This is a genomic window from Streptomyces sp. UC4497, assembly GCF_054871485.1.
Genome location: NZ_JBTYHB010000006.1, coordinates 311800 through 330324 on the forward strand (window position 1 = coordinate 311800; position 18525 = coordinate 330324).

Below are 18525 nucleotides of genomic sequence, written 5' to 3' on the forward strand. Positions count from 1 at the left end.
TATTCCCGCACCGTGGCGGGGCCCCTCTTAACTGTCACGCCGCACCGGGGCGCCGCCTTGCCCACCCTGCCGCCCAAGGCGGCAGATTGCCCAAGGCGGTGGCGGCCGACCGCAACGGGTTGGGAGCCGTGGTGGGCGCTGCCCAAGGCGGGGTGGCGCCGACCGCAACGGATTGAGGCCCGTGGTGGGCGCTGCCCCGGGCAGGGGCGGCCGACCAGGCGGGGAGTTGTGGCCGCCGCCGGATCACCCAAGGCGGTGCGGAACCCCGTCGGGCCGACGCCCCCGGAGGGGGCGGGTGGTGGGAGGTGGGCGGGGCACATCAAGCCCCGCTCCGGGGGCGAGACTCGCGGGGTAGGGGGCCGAGCCCTGATCTTTCGAGCCCCGGCGGCGCGTGGGCAAATCAAGCCCCGCCGGCGATTGAGGCGCGGGGGCCGGGGCGGAGCCCCGTGGCGTAGGACCGGGGGCCGCCACCCGCCCCAGTCACACCTGCACCACCGGCTCCTTCGTGAAGAGCGCGCCCAGGGCCGGCGCGTTGACTCGCCGGTCCACGAGGCGCAGCGCCTCCCAGACCGTGACCTGGTTCGCCGTGAGGACCGGCTTGCCGAGCTCGGCCTCCAGGTCACGGACGAACGCCGCCGTGTGCAACGCCGTATCCGGCAGGAGCACCGCGTCCGCGTCGGGGTGGTCGCCGCCCCGGGCCATGGCGAGGACCTCGTCCCACCCCCACGTCCCCACCTCGGCCGCCGTGATGATCCCGCTCCCCCGGACGGACACGACCTCCGCCCCGCCCGCCTTGAGGAACGCGGCGAAATGGTCCGCGACGTCCTCCGGATAGGTCGCGGCGACCGCCACCCGCCGCGCCCCCACCTCCCGCAGCGCGTGCGCGAAGGCGAAGGACGTACTGGAAGCGGGCAGCCCCGCCGCCCTCGCGAGGCCACGCACCTGCTCGTGCGCGCCGTCCCAGCCGAAGACGAAGCTCCCGGACGTGCACGCCCACACCACCGCCTCCGCGCCGGAGAGCCGCAGTTCCTCGACCCCCGCGGCGAGGCGGTCCGGCGCGCCCATCTTCAGCAGCGCGTCGACACGGTGCGCGTCCTCTCCGATGTCGGTGTGGACGACGGGCAGCCGCACATCGCTGTCGATCAGCATCTCGATGCGCGGGTAGTCGTCCTCCGCGGAGTGTCCGGGGTAGAGAAATCCGAGCGAGGTCATGCGCTATGCCCACCCTTCCTGTTCCTTCGACCGTTCCCGCGGCAGATCCTCCGGAGGCAGCGCCTCCGGCACGTCCGCCGGGGGCCACACCCGCGCCGCCGGATCGAGCAGCGCCTGGTAGGGCCCCACGGCACGGGTACCCAGTCGGGCGAGGGCTGCCCACATCGTGACTTGATTGGCCGAGATCACCGGGATCCGCAGCTCCGCCTCCAGTTGCGGGATGACGTCGTACGTCGGCAGGTTGGTGCAGCTGATGAAGAGCGCGTCGGCGCCGGAGCGCCCCGCTTCCCTGGCCATCGCCGCCACATCCCGGTAGGGCACCTTCCAGATGTGCCGGGTCAGACCGAGGTAGGCCCGGCCGGTGACCGTGATGCCGGCCTCCGACAGATACTCCTCGAGCGATTCGGTGACCGATCGCGTATAGGGCGTCACGAGAGCGATGCGCCGCGCGCCCAGTTCGGACAGGGCCTGGAGCAGGGCCCCTGATGTGGTGACGGCGGGCAGCTCCCCGGCCCGCCGCATCGCCGCGCACATCGCCCGCTCCCCCGCGAGACCGCCGACGAAGCTGCCGGAGGCGCAGGCGTACGCGAGGACTTCCGGCCCGGTCGCACCGAGCGCACGGACCGCCTCACCGAGCGTCTCGTGCTCGCTGACCAGGCGCGCCAGGTCGAGGCCGACCTCGACGGGCACGTAGGGAGTACGGGTGAGGTGGAGGGATACATGGTCGGGCACCCAACGCCACAGCTCGCGGTCGAGAGCGAAGTCGAACGGGGCGACGACGCCCACACCGCGCTGCGGTTTCGGTCCCCCCAGGAATGAGACGTCCATGAGCAGGCCCCATGTTCAGCTGACTGATTCAATGCCGGGGTGGTGCTTGAGCCGGCGAACCGCCGGGACGTCGGGACAGCGACACAGCGCGAAACAAGGTGCAGGAACCCTAGTGGTGTCCTCTGTTGTCGACGGTAGGTTCCGGTGCCTGCGGGGTCAATCCGCGCATGTCGGCAGGTGCCTTTGAACTTTCCGTTGTTCGTGAAATGGGTGGCTGTTCCCGACTTCTCGCGCCCAGGAAAGCGGATCTTCATTGCCGGACGGTTTCCCCGCGATGTCCGTGCCTGACGAGGTGATCCTGGGTAGGTCCCCGGCAACATATCGCTGGTGCTGGAGGGCGGATGACGACCGAGCTCATCGGACTGACCGCGCAGGACCTCATCGAGGGATATCGCAAGGGAGAGTTCAGCCCCGTCGACGCGACCCGCGCCGTGCTCGCCAGGATCGAGGAGACCGACCCTGTACTGAACGCGTTCGTGCGTGTCGACGCGGAGGGGGCCCTCGCCCGGGCGGAGGCGAGCGCGCGGCGGTGGCGCGAGGGCGAACCGATGGGCCTGCTCGACGGGGTGCCGGTATCGGTGAAGGACATCCTGCTGCAGCGGGGCGCGCCCACGCTGCGCGGCTCGAAGACCGTGTCGGAGCAGGGCAGTTGGGACGAGGACTCGCCGTCGGTGGCCCGGCTGCGCGAGCAGGGCGCGGTCCTCGTCGGCAAGACGACGACGCCCGAGTTCGGCTGGAAGGGCGTGACCGACTCCCCGCTGTCGGGCGCGACCCGCAATCCGTACGACACCTCGCGGACGGCGGGCGGTTCGAGCGGCGGGAGCGCGGCGGCGGTCGCGGTCGGGGCGGGGCCGCTGTCGCTCGGTACGGACGGCGGGGGTTCGGTGCGGATCCCCGCCGCCTTCTGCGGGATCTTCGGGCTCAAGCCGACGTACGGGCGGGTTCCGCTGTACCCGTCGTCGGCGTTCGGGACGCTGGCGCACGTGGGGCCGCTGGCCCGTACGGCGGCCGACGCGGCGCTCATGATGGATGTGATCTCGGGCCCCGACCCGCGGGACTGGTCGGCCTCGGGCCCGCCGTCCGGCGGCTTCCGGGACGCGCTGCACGGCGGGGTGCGCGGGCTGCGCGTCGCGTACTCGCCGACGCTCGGCGGACAGGTGGCGGTGCGGCCCGACGTCGCCGCGGTGGTGCGCGCGGCGGTGACGCGGCTCGCCGAACTCGGCGCGTACGTCGAGGAGGTGGATCCGGACTTCTCGGATCCGGTCGAGTCCTTCCACACGCTGTGGTTCAGCGGCGCCGCGCGCGTGGTGCAGCATCTACCGGCGTCCAGGCGGCAGTTGCTCGACCCGGGGCTGCGGGAGATATGCACCCTGGGTGCGCGGTACAGCGCGCTCGACTATCTGGCGGCGGTCGACGCGCGGATGGCGCTCGGGCGGCGGATGGGCGCCTTCCACTCGACGTACGACCTTCTGGTGACGCCGACGGTGCCGATCACCGCGTTCGAGGCCGGAGTTGAGGTTCCGCGCGGCTCCGGTCTGCGCCGATGGACGGGCTGGACGCCGTTCACGTACCCCTTCAACCTGACCCAACAGCCCGCCGCCTCCGTGCCCGTGGGGCTCGACGGGGGCGGTCTGCCGATCGGCCTCCAGCTCGTGGCGGCGCGGCACAGGGACGATCTCGTACTCCGGACCGCGCACACGCTCTACGAGGCCGGAGCGGCGAGTCACTCCAGTCCCAACACGGCCTGAATCGCGTGAAGTGAGGACATGGCCGTATTGGCTGTGAATTCAGATCTCGGCTTTATCAAGGGCCGAAAACGACAGGCATATCTCTCGGGGCTTCGGGTAATGGCGCGCCATGGCTCCACCACTTGGTAACAATGAGGGATTCATCGCCAGACCAGTCCGCCGCCGCTCCCTGCTCTACGGTGCGGGGGCGGCGGCGCTGGGTGTGTTCGGCGCCGCGGCCTGTACCCGCGTGCCGGAGGAGGGGAAGGTCGAGGGCGGGGACCTGCTGGACCGGCTGCGCGACGCCGGAGAGGTCAAGATCGGTGTGGCGGGCGAGGTCCCGTACGGCTATATCGACGAGAACGGCGAGGTCACCGGAGAGGCGCCGGCGATCGCCAAGGTGATTTTCCCGCGCCTCGGGGTTCCCAAGGTGAAGGCGGTGCCGACGCAGTTCAGCGCGCTGATTCCGGGATTGACCCAGGCCCAGCAGTTCGACGTGGTGTCGGCGGGGATGTACATCAACCCGGACCGCTGTGCGCAGGTGCTGTTCTCGGACCCCGACTACTTGATGCCCGACTCGTTCATCGTGCGCAAGGGAAACCCGCACGGCATCAAGACGTACGAGGAAATCGCGAAGAAGAAGCTGAAGTTCGCGACGGGCACGGCCTACGCGGAGATCGAGTACGCCAAGGCCTACGGCATCAAGGACATGCTGATCCTGCCCGACCAGGTGGCCGGCCTCGACGCCGTGCGCCAGGGCAGGGTCGACGCCTTCGCCGGCACGGCCGTCACGGTCCGCACGGTGATCAAGGGCAAGAGCGGGGTCGAGGGCGTCCCGCCCTTCCAGCCCATCGTCGACGGCAAGCCGGCCTACGGAGCGGGCGGGTTCGCCTTCCGGAAGTCGGAGATGAACCTGCGCGACGCGTTCAACAAGGAGCTGCACAAGCTCAAGGACAGCGGTGAACTCCTGCGCATCATGGCGCCCTTCGGCTTCACGAAGAAGGAGATGACCGACCTCACGGTCGAGAAACTCTGCCCCCCTGCCAAGGGAGCCGCCTCATGATGTCCGCCAAGTTCTTCGAGAACTGGTTCCTGCCGGGCATCTGGATCACGCTCGAGGTCACGGTCCTCAGCGCGATCATCGCCTTCGTCATCGCGTTCATCATCGGCGTCCTGCGCACGTCCAACGTGTGGTTCGTGCGCTTCCTGTCCGGCGCTTACTTCGAGATCTTTCGCAGCACGTCCTCGCTGGTCTTCATGTTCTGGATCGCGTACACCGTGCCGATGCTGTTCCACATCAACTTCGAGCCCATGTTCGCGGGCATCCTGGCGCTCAGCATCACCTACGGCGCCTACGGTTCGGAGATCGTGCGCGGCGCACTCGCCGCGGTGCCGCCCGCGCAGCGCGAGGCCGGCATCGCCCTCAACTTCACGCGCACCCAGCGCCTGCGCCGCATCGAACTCCCGCAGGCCTGGCCGGAGATGATCCCGCCGTTCAACAACCTGCTGATCGAGCTGCTCAAGGGAACCTCGCTGGTCTCCCTCATCGCGGTGGCCGACATGACGTTCGCGGGCAACCTCAAGCGGCTCGTCTCCGGCGACAGCGCGCCGATCTACACGCTGCTGCTCGTCCTGTACTTCGTGTTCGCCTTCATCTTCACCCGCCTCATGCGCCTGCTTGAGCGGCACGCCAAGAGCCGAGTCGGCCAGGCGCCCGAGAAGGGCGGCCTGCGCGTGCTCCTCGGCGGTATGCGCTCCAAGTCGACGATCGACGCCGTCACCGGTGCCGGAGGTGCCAAGTGAACTGGGACTGGTCCAACGTCGCGGACTTCATGCCGCAGTTCTGGGACGGCCTGCTCGTCACGCTCCAGGCGCTCGTCGGGGGCACGATCATCGCCTTCACCCTCGGCCTGGTGTGGGCGATCGCCCAGCGCTCGGAGCAGAAGTGGATCAGCTGGCCGGTGACGGCGGTCACCGAGTTCATCCGGAACACCCCGCTCCTGGTGCAGCTGTTCTTCCTCTTCTACGTCGTTCCCTCCTGGGGCATCTCGATGTCCCCGCTGGTCACCGGCATCGTCGGACTCGGCCTGCACTACTCGACGTACACGTCCGAGGTCTACCGGGCCGGTATCGGCGGCGTGCCCGTCGGCCAGTGGGAAGCCGCCAAGGCGCTCAACCTGTCCAGGGGCCGCACCTGGCGCGCGGTGATCCTGCCGCAGGCCGTCCGCCGCGTGATTCCCGCGCTCGGCAACTACGTGATCGTCATGCTGAAGGAGTCGCCGCAGATCATGGCGATCGGCGCCCTTGACATGCTGGGCGAGGCCCAGGGCTTCAGCCAGACCACCTTCACCTACGAGGCCATCAGCATCGTCGGTATCGCCTTCATCGTCATCGCCTACCCGGCTTCTCTTCTTCTGCGAGTTTTGGAGCGTCGTCTTGTCCGCTGACAGCAGCACTTCCCAGGAAATTCCCAATCCTGCCGTCGACGGCAGCGAGCTCATCCGCTTCGACAAGGTCACCAAGCGGTTCGGCAGCAACACCGTCCTGGACAACCTGGACTTCTCCGTCGACTCCGGCAAGCACGTCACGCTGATCGGCCCGTCCGGATCCGGCAAGACCACGATCCTGCGGCTGCTGATGACCCTGATGAAGCCCGACGAGGGCACGATCAAGGTCGGCGGCGAGTACCTCACGCACGAGCAGAAGGACGGCAAGCTCGTCGAGGCCGGCGAGAAGCACATCCGCGAGATCCGCAAGAACATCGGGATGGTCTTCCAGCAGTTCAACCTGTTCCCGAACATGAACGTGCTGCGCAACATCACCGAGGCGCCGGTCAACGTGCTCGGCCTGTCCAAGGACGAGGCGGAGCAGCGGGCCAAGGAGCTGCTCGACATGGTCGGCCTCGGCGACCGCTGCGAGGCGTACCCCTCGCAGCTCTCCGGCGGCCAGCAGCAGCGTGTGGCGATCGCCCGCGCGCTGGCGATGCGGCCGCAGGTGCTGCTCCTGGACGAGGTCACGTCGGCGCTCGACCCCGAGCTGGTGGCCGGTGTCCTCGACGTGCTGCGGGACATCGCGCACACCACGGACATCACCATGCTGTGCGTGACGCACGAGATGAACTTCGCCCGCGACATCTCGGACCAGGTCCTGATGTTCGACTCGGGGCGGATCATCGAGTCCGGTACGCCGGAGAAGATGTTCGGGGAGCCGGAGCACGAGCGCACCAGGGAGTTCCTGAGCGCGGTCCTGTGACCAGTCACTCCCTGAATGGTGCATGACTTTGGCATATGCCACGGTGGCGCGTTCCTGCTGAGAGGCATGGAACGCGCCATCAATCTTGCCAACCGCCGCCCGCAAAGGGGGTGTTGGCGGCTATCGTGGACGGAGCCCAGCTGTCCGGAACCGGTCCATGCAGGGGGAAGAACCGTGGCGCTGAAGCACGAGCAAGGTGCGTCCCCGCACCAGCCGCACGAGGCGGTGCAGCACGCGTTGCGCGTGCTGGAGACCGTCGCACACCGAGGCGTGGGCGTCACCGACACGGAGCTTGCGCGCGTCACAGGACTCCCCGCCGACCAGCTGACGCCCCTGCTGCGCATGCTGCGCAGGGAGGGCTACGTCCAGCAGAGCACCGACGGGGCGTACACCACCGGCGAGACCCTGACCAGGCTCGGCGCCGCGGACGGCCAGGCGGCCGCCCTCACGGCAAAGCTCCAGCGGACCCTCGACCGGCTGCGCGACGACGTGGGCGCGGCGGTCTACATGAGCCGTTACGTCGACGGGGAGATCCGGATCACGCAGGTGGCGACGGGGCCCGAGACGCCCGCGGTCAACGAGTGGGTGGACTTCCGCGTCTCGGCGCACGCGAGCGCCATCGGCAAGAGCCTCCTCGGCCAGCTCGACATGAACGGGCGGCGGGATCATCTCTCCCGCCACAAGATGGCCCGGCTCACCTCGCGCACGATCACCAACGAGAAGGTGCTCCTGTCCCGCCTCGCGGCGCAGCCGGCGACGGTTCCGGTCCTCGACCTCCAGGAGTACGCGGTGGGCACGGTGTGCGCCGCGGTCCCCATCACGGCGGGCGCATCCGTCGGCTGCCTGGCCCTCTCCCTCCCGGTCGAGCACGCACACCGCTTGCACGACGCGGCGGAGCAGCTGAACAAGGAGGCGGCGCCGGTCCTCTTGTCCATGGCCATCTGACCCGGCACCGGCGCCCCGGCCTCGGGGCTCCGCCCCGGACCCCGCGGGCTCTCGTCCAAGTGCGGGGCTCAATTTGCCGCACCGGCGTTGCACTCACGGGGCTCTGCCCCGGACCCCGCTGCTCAATCGCCGCAGGGGCTTGAATTGCCCACCCGCGAGCCGAGAGTCCACGCGCACCGGCGTGGCGGCCTTGGGGCTCTGCCCAAACCCCGCTGGCTCTCGTCCAAGTGCGGGGCTTAGAACAACAACGACGAAGGCCCCCGCGGTAGCGGGGGCCTTCGCTTCTGTGCGCCATCAGGGACTCGAACCCCGGACACGCGGATTAAGAGTCCGCTGCTCTAACCAACTGAGCTAATGGCGCCGGTTGACGAGGTAAATACTACCTGGCCCCAGGGGGTGCTTTTGACCACCGGAGGCACAGGCGTCACGTGGGGGTGATCAGGGGCTCGCGGCCGTGCTCCCGGTACTCCGTCGCCAGGTCAGCGCGGTCCTGGCCGGTCAGGCGGCGGTGGGTGGGGGCGCCCGGGGGCCGCCACCAGAGGTCGCCGCCGCTCCAGAAACCCTCGCGGCGCAGCTCCCCGCGGCGGACCTTGTTCGTCGCGGTGACCGGCATGCGGTCCACCACACGGAGGAAGCGTGGGGACATCTTCGTGCCGAGGTCGGGCTGGGAGGCGAGGAAGGTGTCGAAGGCCACCGGGTCGAAGGCGCGGCCCGCGTGGAGCGCGATCGTTGCCATCACCTGGTCGCCCGCCACCGGATCCGGCACCCCGTAGACCGCGACCGCCGCCGCGTCCGGCCAGCGGGCGAGGATGTTCTCGATCATGGCGGGGGCGAGGTTCTCGCTGTCGACGCGGATCTTGTCGTCGCCGCGCCCCGCGAAGTACAGGTACCCGTCGGCGTCCCGGTAGAAGTGGTCGCCGGTCCAGTACCAGCCGTGCTCCCGGACGCGTTCCGCGTACGCCGCGTCGTTGCGCCAGTAGCCCTCGAAGGGCGAGCGGCCACGGTTCACCAGCTCCCCTATCGCCGACTCCCCGTTGAGGAGGCGGCCGCCCTCGTCGAAGCGGGCCGGCGGGCACTCCGTCCTCGTCTCCGGGTCGAGCACCGCGAGGTCGCTGCCGGGGGCCGCCAGGCCGATCGCGCCCGCCGGGGTGCCGGCCGTGCGCTGCACCGCGGCGCCGCCCTCCGACGACCCGTACCCCTCGACGAGCCGCACCCCGAACCGCTCCTCGAACCGCGCCGCGTCCACGGCCCCCGCCTCCGTACCGAACCCGACCCGGAGGGGGTTCTCGCGGTCGTCCGGCCGCTCCTCGGTGGACAGGATGTACTGAACGGCCCGGCCTACGTAAGTGAAGTACGTGGCGCCGAACCGGCGTACGTCACCCAGGAAACCGGACGCCGAGAAGCGGCGGCGCAGCGCCACCCCGGCGCCCGCCGCGACGGCCGGCGCCCAGTCCGCGATGACCGCGTTGCCGTGGAAGAGCGGCATGCAGATGTAGTGCACGTCGTCCGCGCGGACCCCGAAGTTCGACACCAGGGACTGCCCCGCCGCCGCGAGCCGCCCCTGCGTGCACAGCGCCGCCTTCGGGGCCCCGGTCGACCCGGAGGTGAAGTAGAGCAGCATGCGGGTGCCGGGTCCGACCCGGTCGTCCGCCTCCGGCTTGGCCCCTTCGTACGGCGTGAGCAGCTCCTCGTACGCGCCTGTGTCGGTCACCAGGATCCGGACGCCCGGCAGGTCGAGGCCGTCGAGCAGCGGGAGGTGGGCCCGCTCGGTGACCAGGACCCGGCACTCGGTGTGCGTGATGTCGCGGGCGAGTTCGGCGCCGCGCCGGGTCGGGTTGAGGCCGGCGACGGCGGCGCCGGAGAGCGCGGCGGCGCCCAGCCACTGGGGGAATTCGGGGGTGTTGTCGAGGAGCAGGCCGACGTGGGGCTCCGCCGCCCGCGGCAGCAGTTCGCCGAGCAGCGCCGCACGGGCCGCCGCTCCGGCCGCGACCTGGTGATGGCTGAGCACCTGATCCTCGTACGCGAGTCCGGGCCTGTGGTCGCCCCAGCGCTCCTGGATGAGTTCCGCGAAGGTGCGCGTCGTCATGGATCCCATGCGAGCGCACCATAATTGACGCCTCGTCAGATGTGGAGAGCGCCGACGAAGCGGCCGACCGGAACCCCGGCGCGCCGTGGGGCGACGCACCGGGGCAGCCGGAGACTCAGAACGTGACGTCCGAGCACGCATAGAAGGCGTTCCCCGTGTCCGCGACGTTCCACACCGCGAGGATCACGTGATGGCCCGACTTCCCGGAGGGCAACGTGCCGGAGTGCGAGAGCGTCGCCGGCGGCTGGCCGCTGAACGGGACCGTGAGGAACGGCGTGGTCTGCAGGGCCGACCGGGTCAGCGGCTGGCTCTGGTCCCAGCCGTCCTTGGTGATGTAGTAGCGGAAGTCCGCCGTGGAGTGCCGCGCGGTGAACTGCCAGCGGAAGGTCTGGCTCTGACCGCCCGTCACCTTCGTGGTCGGCCAGGCGTTGCCGTTCGGCTGCTTGGCGGCGTCGAGCGCGCTGAAGCCGCCGTTCCCGGCCGAACAGAGCTTGCCGTCGGCGGGGCCGGCCGCCGGGAAGCCCTTGGGGCCCTCGACGCTCTGCGGCTCCCACTGGATGCTGCCGCAGCCGCTGACACCGCCGTTGGCGCACAGCTTCTGCCTGCTTACGGGCAGGTCGGTGTAGCCGTGACCGCTGGCGCCGCCCGCGGAGAGCGCGAACGCCCCCGCGGTCGTCAGGCCGAGCAGGGCCGCGTACGCCTTCGTACGCTTCGAGGTTTTTCGCATGCTGCCGCTCCTGGGGGGTGTTGGGAGTGCCGGAAGCCGTGCGCACAGCGATAGTTCAGGTCTAGACCAACGCACAATGTAGAACCGTGGGTTGAGCATGTCCAGACCAATCGCAATACCCGGCACGAGCGCTTCCGCTCACCCCCAGGGCGTCATTCCCCTCGACCCGTGTAGAACGCGACGGTCAGGTCCTTCACGAGCAACTTGCGCTCGTAGTCGTCGAGTTCGACGAGCCCCCGTGCGGTCAGCCGCGTCACGGTGTCCTCCACCGAGTCCACGACCGTGGTGAGGACGCTGTCCCGGCGCCGCGCGTCGAGCGCCGCGATCCGGCGGCGCCGCATCGCCGCGGCCACCTCCGGCTCGTACTCGATCCGCGTGGGCTGCGCCGAGAACACCTCGATGCCGACCGGTCCCGCGTCCTCGGCGAGGCGCCGGGTGAGCAGATCGCCGATGGCCTCCGCGTTGCGCAGCACGGGCGCGTCCCGGTCGCCGACCACGGCGGGCAGCCGGGACAGCACGCGCGCGAGGCCCGCCTCCACGCACTCGCGCAGATACGTCTCGTGGTCCTCGGTCCCGAGCGTCGCCCGCGCCGTGTCCTTGATCCGCCAGGCGACGAGCACGACGACGCGCAGCGCCTCGCCATTGGTGTCGACCGCCGGCATCGGCTCGCTGCGCCAGTGCCGCAGCCGCAGGTCGACCCGGCGGCGCACGAGCAGCGGGTTCAGCCACAGCAGCCCCGCCCTGCGCACGCTCCCCCGGTACCGGCCGAAGCGCGTGAGCACCCAGGCCCCGCCGGTCCGGCCGCGCGCGAGCCCGCCGACGCCGAACAGGGCGAGCGCGCCGGACCCGGCGAGCGCCGCCCACTGGGCGGGCCCGAACCCGGCGCCCGCGTATCCGTCGAGGCCGGCGAGGTCGGTCATGATCCGGGGCAGCATCCCCGCCCAGCCGAGCGTGGCCCCGGCCCCGGCCGCGCCCACCGCACCGCCGAACACCCCGAAGGCGCCGGGCAGCGCCCGACCGGCCCGCTCCTCCAGGTCGGGGTCGACGGATACCGCGGGCCGGCTCGGGGCGGGTCGGAGCGCCCGGCCAGGGGTCTTCGCGCTCGCACGCTCGACCTGGGCCTTGGTGACCACCGCGGGCCGCAGCGGCACGGCCACCGGGTCCGGGTCGTCGCGGAAGAGGAGGTGGACCGGGATCTCGGTGGTGGACTCGTTGCGGATGAGCCGCGCGGCGCGCGCCCCTCCGTCGGTTTCGGTCATGGAACCCTCCGCGTTGCGCGTCATGAGAACAGCCGGCGCCAGGTCTCGGGGCCGGGGTAGCCGTCGGCCGCCTTGCCCCGCCAGCCCTGGGCCCGCTGGAAGGCCTCGACATTGCGCCGGTCCGCCTCGCTCCAGCGCGGTCCGGGGCCCTTGGTGTAGAACTTGCCGAATCCTTTCTTCACGAGCTGCTTGCCGAGCCGCGTGACGTCGGCGTTCTCCGCGCCGGGGCGGAACTTCGCCTTGCCCGGGAAGCCGGAGGAGGACGGGGAGCGCTCGGCGCCGCCGCTGCCGGCGGACGGGATGCTCCGGCCCTGCCCGGTCGACAGATACGCCCAGGTCTTGGGGCCCGGGATGCCGTCCGCCGCCTCGCCGCGCCAGCCCTGCGCACGCTGGAACGCGCGCGTGGCCTTGCTGTCGGCCTCGCTCCACCGCGGTCCAGGACCGACCTTGTAGAACCGCTTGCCGCCGCGCTCGACGAGCATCTTGCCGAGCCGTGTCACGTGCGCGTTGTTCCTGCCGGGGCCGAAGTACTTGGCGCCGGGGAACTTCGTCGTCGACGCGCCCGAACCGTAACTGCCGTCCGTGACGGCCCTGTAGCGGTACGCGACGTAGCTGCCGCTGTGGCTCCAGTACGCGTACGGGGTGGACTGCACCCGCGTGCCCGGCCTGGTCTGCTCGTACGCGATGTACCGGGTGCGGGACGCGTCCGTCCAGCCGCCGAAGATCGTGACGTGCGAGCCCTTCTCCGGGTCGGCGGGGTTGTGGAAGAGCAGCATGTCGCCGGGCTGCAGCTGCGACTTGGTGATCCGGGTGCCGTACTGGGCGAGGCTCCCGGTCCACTCGTTGCCGGGCAGGCCCCACGCCATGGAGACGAAGCCGGAGCAGTCCTGGCGGTAGCCGTCCTTCCAGTACTTGTTCATGTTGTACGGGACCTTGGCCTCGACCCACTTCTTGGCGCGGTCGAGGATCGCGGTCCGGGAGGTCTTGCGCAGGGTCGTGGACTGGACCATCGAAACGGAGCCGGCGGCCGGGGCGGGCGCTCCGTGCAGCGGTCCCGTGCCGCCCTGCGGCGCCGTGCTCCCGTCGCCGGGGGGCGGGGTCAGTGGTCTGGCCTCGTGGTGTTCGGACGCGGCCGCCGGGGTGGTCTGGAGGCCGCCGATGACGGTGCCCGCGGCGGCGGCGAGGACGAGGGCGTGGCGGGCGCCCACCTTGGTGCGCACCGGGTGCGGCACGGCGCGCCGCCACTCGGCGCAGCCCGCGCAGTCGCAGTCCTCGGCCGGGTCGACGTCCTCGAAGACCGGGGCGCCCATCGGCTCCGCCGTGTCCCCCTGCTCCATCCGCTCCATGCGATTCCCCTCACACTCCGGTGCCGGACTTTGGAATAACGAGCCTCGATTCCGCACGCAGGAAGCGTCTCAACTCTCATGACAAATCGCATGTTGACGGTCCAAATGATTGAAACCCCCAGATTTCACCCACCTCCCCGGCGTGTCGAGTGGTCAGAAGCACCCCAGGGGGTCGGGTAAAGTTATGCAGGTCGACCGGCGCCATTAGCTCAGTTGGTTAGAGCAGCGGACTCTTAATCCGCGTGTCCGGGGTTCGAGTCCCTGATGGCGCACAGACCGAAGGCCCTCCGCGAATGCGGGGGGCCTTCGTTGTTGTTGCTTTAAGCCCCGCTCTACGGACGAGACTCGCGGGGGTCCGGGGCAGAGCCCCGAGGCCGCCACGCCGGTGCGCGTGGACTCTCGGCTCGGGCTGCCGGCGACGCCGACAAGCACGGCTGGGGGTCCGGGGGTTATCCCCCGGGGAACACAGCATCCGCGTGTCCGGGGTTCGAGTCCCTGATGGCGCACCTAAAGGTGAGAGCCCTCCGCAACAGCGGAGGGCTCTTGTCGTGCGTCGAGCGCAGGTCGGCAGATCAAGCCCCTGCGGCGATTGAGCAGCGGGGTCCGGGGCAGAGCCCCGAGGCCGCAACGGCGGGGTGGCGCAACCCGTATCAGACCAGTAAACACCGCGTGTTCGCGGCGTATCGGCCTTGCGATCATGAACCGGGGCACAGCACTCTGTCATGGAGCCATTGGCTCCCAAGAGGCTTACGGTACAAGGCACTTGAAATGGGCACCGTGTCACACCGGGCCCGAGCCGGTTGCCGAGCGCGCGGGGAGGGGGCCCCGCTCATGAAGCGATGTCGAGGGGGGCATCATGCAACCGGAAGGCCGTCGTTCCAGTCTTAGGTAGGGGTGGGACGGTGGCCCGCCAGTGATACGTCCGGGGGCACGGTCAGGGGGCCCGTTCCCGGGCGCAGGACCGACGACCACGCGGTGACGCGTGCGGGGGGATGACTCATGACGTCGACGCCGACGGGCGCCCGGCCGGAATTCGACCCGTCCGAGACGACCCAGCTGCGAGTGCCACCGCACCGCACTGGCGGTTTCCGGCGCATCAGAAAATCGTTGCCGCGCTACGACTACGAGCACTACAGCCGGCTCGCCGGGCCACTGACCCAGCCCGATCCGAACCAGCCGTACAAGGTGCGCTACCGCTCACTGCTCTCACAGGAGCCGCACAGGATCCGGGCCGCGCTGATGCTGGGCGCGGCCCCACTGCTCTCCCTGGTCCTGCTGTTCTGGCTGATGCAGCCCACGCACTGGACCGAACGGGACTACCCCGCCTACGACTTCCTGCCCGCGCTCGACATCGTGATGCTGGTGTCCATCGGGCTCATCGAGTTCTTCCGCTGCATGAACGTGCTGTCGAACGCGCACGCGACACTGGTCGCCCGCGACCCGATCCCGGTCGTGCCGGAGACCGGCACGCGCGTCGCGTTCCTCACCTCGTTCGTGCCCGGCAAGGAACCGCTCGAGATGGTGACGAAGACCCTGGAGGCGGCAGTGAAGCTGCGCCACCGGGGCCTGCTGCACGTCTGGCTGCTCGACGAGGGCGACGACCCGGAGGTCAAGGAGGTCTGCGAGCGGCTCGGCGTGCACCACTTCTCCCGCAAGGGCGTCGCGAAGTGGAACCAGCCGAAGGGCCCGCACCGCGCCAAGACCAAGCACGGCAACTACAACGCCTGGCTGGACGCGCACGGGGACGCGTACGACTTCTTCGCCTCCGTCGACACCGACCACGTGCCGATGCCCAACTACCTGGAGCGGATGCTCGGCTTCTTCCGTGACCCCGACGTGGGCTTCGTGATCGGCCCCCAGGTCTACGGCAACTACGACAACTTCATCACCAAGGCCGCCGAGTCGCAGCAGTTCCTCTTCCACGCGCTGATCCAGCGTGCGGGCAACCGTTACGGCTCGCCCATGTTCGTCGGCACGTCCAACGCCGTACGCATCAGCGCGCTCAAGCAGATCGGCGGCCTGTACGACTCCATCACGGAGGACATGGCGACCGGCTTCGAGATCCACCGGCACCGCAACCCCTCCACCGGCAAGAAGTGGCGTTCCGTATACACGCCGGACGTGCTCGCGGTCGGCGAGGGCCCCAGCGCCTGGACGGACTTCTTCACCCAGCAGATGCGCTGGTCGCGCGGTACCTACGAGACGATCCTCAAGCAGTACTGGAAGGGCTTCTTCACGCTCCCGCCGAGCAAGCTCTTCAACTACACGATGATGATCATCTTCTACCCGATGGCGGCCATGAACTGGATCCTGGCGGCGCTGAGTTGCGCGCTGTTCCTGGGTCTGGGCGCCTCGGGTGTGAACATCGACCCGACGATCTGGCTGATGCTGTACGGCAACGCGTCGGCGCTGCAGATCGGCCTGTACATCTGGAACCGCCGGCACAACGTCTCGCCGCACGAGCCGGAGGGCTCCGGCGGTGTGGCCGGCATGGTGATGTCCGCGCTGTCGGCGCCGCTGTACGCGAAGGCCCTCTTCGACGCCGTGCTGCGCCGCAAGAGCAAGTTCGTGGTGACCCCCAAGGGCGATTCGGCGAGCCCCGACCGCTGGTTCGGGACCTTCCGCTACCACTGGTACTTCATCCTCATCTTCGGCGGCTCGATCGGCGCGGGCTTCTACTTCGGCCACTCCCACCCGGCGATGATCACCTGGGCCTGCTTCGCCCTGCTGATCACCGCGGCCCCGATGTTCGCGTGGCGCTACATGCTCCGCCAGGACAAGAAGAAGCCGAAGCCGCCCGCGCAGGACCCACAGCCGGAGCGTCCCGCGCAGCCGGAGCCGGCGGCGCCCGCGCCGCGGACGCACACCGCGCCCCAGCACAAGCCGAGTTGGGCCGCGCAGCCGAGCGGCAGGAGCGACGTCGTCAGCTGGGGCAACGACCAGAACACGCAGATTTCCCTGGGGGGACCTAACAAGTGAAAGACGGTGCGAGCCGCCGCCGTGCCCGGCGCATAGTCATCGGCACAGTGGTGGTCCTGGCGCTGGCCGGGATGAACGGACCCTGGCTGTACCGCTTCGGATCGGCCAAGTATCACGAGTACAAGATCAACAAACCGGAGTACAAGGCCGAGAACGGGCACTGGGACGTCATCGATTTCCCCCAGAACATGCGCCTGAACACGATTCACGCGGCGCTGTTGCACACCGGGAAGATCCTGCTCGTCGCCGGGTCGGGGAACAACCAGAAGAACTTCGACGCGAAGAAGTTCGACACCCGGCTCTACGACCCGGTGAAGAAGACCATCAAGAAGATTCCCACGCCAACGGACCTGTTCTGCACGGGACATACGCAGCTGGCGAACGGGAATCTGCTGATCGCGGGCGGCACCAAGCGCTACGAGAAGCTGAAGGGTGACGTCACCAAGGCCGGCGGCCTGATGATCGTGCACAACGAGGACCCGGACGCGCCCAAGACCATCAAGGCGGGCACGGTCTTCACCGGCAAGGAGAACGGCAAGTCGTTCGTCGCCAAGGACAACATCACGGTCGAGCGCGCCAAGAAGGTCTTCGACAAGGCGACCGGCCGGTTCCTGCGCAATGAGCCGGGCCTCGGCCGGGTGTACGTGGAGGCGCAGCGCCGCGGCGCCAAGTACGAGACCGGCACCCAGGACAACTACCGGGTGCAGGGCCTGACCGGCCAGGAAGCGCGCAATGTGTACGGCATCGCGCAGAAGCTCGCCCTGGACAAGAAGGACTTCCAGGGGATCAGGGACAGTTACGAGTTCGACCCGGTCGCCGAGAAGTACATCAAGGTCGACCCGATGAACGAGGCGCGCTGGTATCCGACGCTGACCACGCTCTCCGACGGCAAGGTCCTGTCCGTGTCCGGGCTCGACGAGATCGGGCAGCTGGTGCCGGGCAAGAACGAGGTGTACGACCCGAAGACGAAGAAGTGGACGTACCTGAAGGACGTCCGCCAGTTCCCGACCTATCCGGCGCTGTTCCAGATGGAGAACGGGAAGATCTTCTACTCGGGCGCGAATGCCGGATACGGCCCCGACAACGTTGGCCGCAAGCCCGGTATTTGGGACCTGCAGACCAATAAGTTCCAGAAGATTCCCGGGCTTTCCGATCCGGACCGCCTCGAGACGGCCAATACCGTCGAACTGCCGCCCGCGCAGGACCAGAAGTACATGGTGATCGGCGGCGGTGGCGTCGGCGAGTCCAAGCTCTCCAGCGCGAAGACCCGGCTCGTCGACCTGAAGGACACGGACCCGAAGTTCGTGGACGGGCCGAAGCTGGACAAGGGCACGCGGTATCCGCAGGCCTCGATCCTCCCCGACGACTCGGTCCTCGTCTCCGGCGGCTCGGAGGACTACCGCGGGCGCGGCGACACCAACATCCTCGAGGCCCGGCTCTACGACACGAAGAAGAACACCTTCAAGCGGGTCGCCGACCCGCACGTGGGCCGCAACTACCACTCGGGCTCGCTGCTCCTGCCCGACGGGCGGGTGCTGTTCTTCGGTTCGGACTCGCTCTACGCCGACAAGGCCAACACGAAGCCGGGCACGTTCGAGCAGCGCATCGAGATGTACACGCCGCCGTATCTGTACCGGGACTCGCGGCCGGCCCTTGAGGGCGGCGAGAAGACGCTCCGGCGCGGTGGGTCTGCGACGTACAAGACGGAGCACGCCTCGTCCATCAAGACGGCCCGGCTGATCCGGCCGAGCGCGTCGACGCATGTGACGGATGTGGACCAGACGTCCATCGCGCTCGACCTCAAGAAGTCGGCGGACTCGGTCTCGGTGACGGTGCCGAAGAGCCGGTCGTTGGTGGAGTCGGGCTGGTACATGCTGTTCGTCACGGACGACGAGGGGACGCCCAGCAAGGCGCAGTGGGTTCACGTGCCGTAGGGCGCGCCACGACGTGCGAGGGGGGGGGGGGGGGGGGGCCCCCCCCCCCCCCCCCGCCGGGCCCCGGGGGGGGGGGGGGGGGGGCGCGCCCCCCCCCCCGCCCCCCCCACCCCCCCCCCAGGGCCCCCCCCCGGCCCCCCCCCCCCCCCCCCCCCCCCAAACACCCCCCCCCCCCCCCCCCCCCCCCCCCCCCCCGCCCCCCCCCCCCACCCCCCCCCCCACCCCCCCCC

The 18525-nt window shown here is 69.7% G+C and carries 14 protein-coding genes and 2 tRNA genes; 9 read left to right on the forward strand and 7 right to left on the reverse strand.

Annotated features, from left to right (window positions below):
* Positions 1-480: 480 nt before the first annotated feature.
* Both ACYSUO_RS11780 and ACYSUO_RS11785 read right to left on the reverse strand, forming a co-directional pair.
* Positions 481-1212: a maleate cis-trans isomerase family protein gene (locus tag ACYSUO_RS11780; RefSeq protein ID WP_461776005.1), complete on the reverse strand. Its 732-nt coding sequence runs from the start codon at positions 1210-1212 to the stop codon at positions 481-483.
* A gap of 3 nt (positions 1213-1215) precedes the next feature.
* Positions 1216-2040 carry a maleate cis-trans isomerase family protein gene (locus tag ACYSUO_RS11785; protein WP_461776006.1) on the reverse strand — a complete coding sequence of 275 codons (825 nt, stop codon included), beginning with the start codon at positions 2038-2040 and terminating at the stop codon, positions 1216-1218.
* Positions 2041-2381: 341 nt separating this feature from the next.
* Here ACYSUO_RS11785 and ACYSUO_RS11790 point away from each other — a divergent pair, with 341 nt between their 5' ends.
* From ACYSUO_RS11790 to ACYSUO_RS11815, 6 genes are all read left to right on the forward strand, one after another.
* On the forward strand, positions 2382-3788 hold the full coding sequence (locus tag ACYSUO_RS11790) for an amidase (protein ID WP_461776007.1): 1407 nt from the start codon (positions 2382-2384) through the stop codon (positions 3786-3788).
* Positions 3789-3897: 109 nt separating this feature from the next.
* The gene (ehuB, locus tag ACYSUO_RS11795) at positions 3898-4830 is read left to right on the forward strand and encodes an ectoine/hydroxyectoine ABC transporter substrate-binding protein EhuB (RefSeq protein WP_461776008.1); all 933 of its coding nucleotides are present in this window, start codon (positions 3898-3900) and stop codon (positions 4828-4830) included.
* Positions 4827-5570, forward strand: coding sequence for an ectoine/hydroxyectoine ABC transporter permease subunit EhuC (gene ehuC / locus ACYSUO_RS11800; protein WP_461776009.1), 744 nt, complete (start codon positions 4827-4829; stop codon positions 5568-5570). Before ehuB ends, ehuC begins: the two co-directional genes overlap by 4 nt.
* The gene (gene ehuD, locus ACYSUO_RS11805) at positions 5567-6214 is read left to right on the forward strand and encodes an ectoine/hydroxyectoine ABC transporter permease subunit EhuD (RefSeq protein ID WP_461776010.1); all 648 of its coding nucleotides are present in this window, start codon (positions 5567-5569) and stop codon (positions 6212-6214) included. The genes ehuC and ehuD overlap by 4 nt, the downstream gene beginning before the upstream one ends.
* Complete coding sequence (ehuA, locus tag ACYSUO_RS11810) at positions 6204-7019, forward strand: ectoine/hydroxyectoine ABC transporter ATP-binding protein EhuA (protein ID WP_461776011.1); 816 nt, start codon at positions 6204-6206, stop codon at positions 7017-7019. The genes ehuD and ehuA overlap by 11 nt, the downstream gene beginning before the upstream one ends.
* Before the next feature lie 174 nt (positions 7020-7193).
* Positions 7194-7964, forward strand: a complete 771-nt coding sequence (locus tag ACYSUO_RS11815) for an IclR family transcriptional regulator (protein ID WP_461776012.1) — start codon at positions 7194-7196, stop codon at positions 7962-7964.
* A 287-nt stretch (positions 7965-8251) separates the two neighbouring features.
* On the opposite strand, the gene ACYSUO_RS11820 is transcribed toward ACYSUO_RS11815, so the two are convergent.
* The 5 genes from ACYSUO_RS11820 to ACYSUO_RS11840 form a co-directional block, all read right to left on the reverse strand.
* Positions 8252-8325 (reverse strand) — tRNA-Lys (locus ACYSUO_RS11820).
* Between the two features lie 63 nt (positions 8326-8388).
* Entirely contained in the window at positions 8389-10059 is a 1671-nt protein-coding gene (locus ACYSUO_RS11825) for an AMP-binding protein (protein ID WP_461776013.1), read from the reverse strand.
* Between the two features lie 106 nt (positions 10060-10165).
* Positions 10166-10777 (reverse strand): lytic polysaccharide monooxygenase auxiliary activity family 9 protein, encoded by a 612-nt coding sequence (locus ACYSUO_RS11830; RefSeq protein ID WP_461776014.1) that lies wholly within the window; start codon positions 10775-10777, stop codon positions 10166-10168.
* A gap of 152 nt (positions 10778-10929) precedes the next feature.
* A complete protein-coding gene (locus ACYSUO_RS11835) occupies positions 10930-12036 on the reverse strand; it encodes an SPFH domain-containing protein (protein WP_461776015.1) in 1107 nt (368 codons plus the stop codon).
* A gap of 20 nt (positions 12037-12056) precedes the next feature.
* Positions 12057-13346 (reverse strand): peptidoglycan-binding protein, encoded by a 1290-nt coding sequence (locus ACYSUO_RS11840; RefSeq protein ID WP_461776030.1) that lies wholly within the window; start codon positions 13344-13346, stop codon positions 12057-12059.
* 234 nt (positions 13347-13580) lie between these two features.
* Here ACYSUO_RS11840 and ACYSUO_RS11845 point away from each other — a divergent pair.
* From ACYSUO_RS11845 to glxA, 3 genes are all read left to right on the forward strand, one after another.
* Positions 13581-13654 (forward strand) — tRNA-Lys (locus ACYSUO_RS11845).
* A 727-nt stretch (positions 13655-14381) separates the two neighbouring features.
* On the forward strand, positions 14382-16361 hold the full coding sequence (locus ACYSUO_RS11850) for a glycosyltransferase family 2 protein (protein WP_461776016.1): 1980 nt from the start codon (positions 14382-14384) through the stop codon (positions 16359-16361).
* Entirely contained in the window at positions 16358-18295 is a 1938-nt protein-coding gene (glxA, locus tag ACYSUO_RS11855) for a radical copper oxidase GlxA (protein ID WP_461776017.1), read from the forward strand. Before ACYSUO_RS11850 ends, glxA begins: the two co-directional genes overlap by 4 nt.
* Positions 18296-18525: the final 230 nt, after the last annotated feature.

Bases quoted from the DNA above. Each gene is read 5' to 3' on its own strand.
- ACYSUO_RS11780 (WP_461776005.1), bottom strand. From the start codon at position 1,212: ATGACCTCGCTCGGATTTCTCTACCCCGGACACTCCGCGGAGGACGAC.
- ACYSUO_RS11785 (WP_461776006.1), bottom strand. From the start codon at position 2,040: ATGGACGTCTCATTCCTGGGGGGACCGAAACCGCAGCGCGGTGTGGGC.
- ACYSUO_RS11790 (WP_461776007.1), top strand. From the start codon at position 2,382: ATGACGACCGAGCTCATCGGACTGACCGCGCAGGACCTCATCGAGGGA.
- ehuB (WP_461776008.1), top strand. From the start codon at position 3,898: ATGGCTCCACCACTTGGTAACAATGAGGGATTCATCGCCAGACCAGTC.
- ehuC (WP_461776009.1), top strand. From the start codon at position 4,827: ATGATGTCCGCCAAGTTCTTCGAGAACTGGTTCCTGCCGGGCATCTGG.
- ACYSUO_RS11825 (WP_461776013.1), bottom strand. From the start codon at position 10,059: ATGGGATCCATGACGACGCGCACCTTCGCGGAACTCATCCAGGAGCGC.
- ACYSUO_RS11830 (WP_461776014.1), bottom strand. From the start codon at position 10,777: ATGCGAAAAACCTCGAAGCGTACGAAGGCGTACGCGGCCCTGCTCGGC.
- ACYSUO_RS11835 (WP_461776015.1), bottom strand. From the start codon at position 12,036: ATGACCGAAACCGACGGAGGGGCGCGCGCCGCGCGGCTCATCCGCAAC.
- ACYSUO_RS11840 (WP_461776030.1), bottom strand. From the start codon at position 13,346: ATGGGCGCCCCGGTCTTCGAGGACGTCGACCCGGCCGAGGACTGCGAC.
- ACYSUO_RS11850 (WP_461776016.1), top strand. From the start codon at position 14,382: ATGACGTCGACGCCGACGGGCGCCCGGCCGGAATTCGACCCGTCCGAG.